Annotated in this window: 3 protein-coding genes; 1 reads left to right on the forward strand and 2 read right to left on the reverse strand. The window is 68.4% G+C overall.

Annotation, left to right across the window (positions count from 1 at the left end):
• The first annotated feature begins 71 nt into the window (after positions 1 to 71).
• Entirely contained in the window at positions 72 to 695 is a 624-nt protein-coding gene (locus BFF76_RS29255; RefSeq protein WP_065849428.1) for a histidine phosphatase family protein, read from the forward strand.
• 6 nt (positions 696 to 701) lie between these two features.
• On the opposite strand, the gene BFF76_RS29260 is transcribed toward BFF76_RS29255, so the two are convergent.
• The gene (locus tag BFF76_RS29260; protein ID WP_065849429.1) at positions 702 to 908 is read right to left on the reverse strand and encodes a DUF397 domain-containing protein; all 207 of its coding nucleotides are present in this window, start codon (positions 906 to 908) and stop codon (positions 702 to 704) included.
• The coding region (locus tag BFF76_RS29265) for a DUF5753 domain-containing protein (RefSeq protein WP_065849431.1) at positions 905 to 1,518 on the reverse strand (614 nt) is incomplete at its 5' end. The genes BFF76_RS29260 and BFF76_RS29265, both read right to left, overlap by 4 nt.

The raw sequence follows: 1,518 nt of genomic DNA on the forward strand, positions 1-1,518 counted from the left end.
GCGATCGTGGGCCGTCAGGTTGGCACCAGTGGCACACACGTACGCATACGGCGCACAGAGCGGAAGCATCCATGGGCGAGTTGATCCTGATCCGGCACGGCGAGACCGAGTGGTCCCGGTCCGGGCAGCACACGAGCTACACCGACCTGCCCCTGACCGAACTCGGCGAGCGCCAGGCCCGCGCCCTCGTGCCGCTCCTCGCCGAACGCGAGATCGGCCTCACCCTGGTCAGCCCCTACCTGCGCGCCCGGCGCACCGCCGAGCTGGCGGGACTGACCGCGCCCCGCGAGGCCCCGGATCTGCGGGAGTGGGACTACGGGGCCTACGAGGGCATCACCACGGTCGAGATCCGCCGCACCCGCCCCGACTGGAACCTCTGGACCGACGGAGTCGCCGCAGTTTCCGAGGAGCACCCGGGGGAGAGCCCGCAGGAGGTGGGCGACAGGGCGGACCGGATTCTGGCGGAGGTCCGTGCGGCTGCGTCCCGTCTCGGTGAGGCCGACATCGTGCTGGTCGCCCACTCGCACTTCCTGCGCGTGCTCACCGCGCGCTACCTGCGGCTGACGCCCGCGAGCGGGGAGCTCTTCCAGCTCGCCACGGGTGCGGTCTCCCGCCTCGGCACGGAACACGACAAGCCGGTCGTCACCGCGCTGAACATGGCCCTTCCGGAGAAGCTGTTCAACGCGATCGCCTGACCCGCGTCAGAGCGAGCCGGCCCTGAGGGCTTCGACGAAGTGCGTCCAGTGGGCGGCGTGGAAGGCGAGCGTGGGGCCGTCGGGGGTCTTGCTGTCGCGTACGGGGACGAGACCGGGGAAGCCGTCGGCGACTTCGAGGCACTCGCCGCCGTCGCCATTGCTGTAGGACGCCTTACGCCAGGCAGCTGTACTCGGTTCAGGCGTGGTGGTCATGGCGTCAAGAACTCCTTTGCCGCCGAGGCGATCCGGTCCAGGGATGCCTCCGGCGACAAAGCGGCAGCCCTGGCCAGATCGTAAGCGGAGCTGTGCTGCTCCACCAGCGCAGGTTCTTCGACGAGTTGACCGCTGTAGGCGGCCTCCGTGTATACGACGGCAGGAGCTTCGGTGAACTGCATCAGTGTCATCGACGCATGCAGGAGGGGATGTGCCCCGGCGGAGAACGGGAGCACCTGGGTGATGAGTCGGGGGCGGGACGCGGTCTGTTCGGCAAGGTGGACGAGTTGCTCGGCCATCACGGCTTTTCCGCCCACCGGCACGAGGAGGGCGGCTTCGTGAATCACTACCCAGAGCACGGGTGCGGTGGGTGAATCCAGGAGCGATGTCCGCTCCATTCGGGTGCGGACATGCCCCTCGATGACCTCTCGGTCGGCGAACGGGTGGGCGGATCGGGTGAGTGCGCGCGCGTAGGACTCGGTCTGCAGCAGGCCCAGTACGAGCATCGAGTTGAAACTCCCGATGGACGAAGCCTGGAACTGGAGCTCCGCAGCATCCGCGAAGTACCCCGCCACCTTCGACGTCTGCGCCAACTGGCACAGTCGCTGGA

Origin of the sequence: Streptomyces mutomycini, from assembly GCF_001700505.1 — a bacterium.
GTDB lineage: Bacteria > Actinomycetota > Actinomycetes > Streptomycetales > Streptomycetaceae > Streptomyces > Streptomyces mutomycini.

Excerpts from the sequence above, each read along its gene's own strand:
- BFF76_RS29255 (WP_065849428.1), top strand. The coding sequence starts at position 72 with ATGGGCGAGTTGATCCTGATCCGGCACGGCGAGACCGAGTGGTCCCGG.
- BFF76_RS29260 (WP_065849429.1), bottom strand. The coding sequence starts at position 908 with ATGACCACCACGCCTGAACCGAGTACAGCTGCCTGGCGTAAGGCGTCC.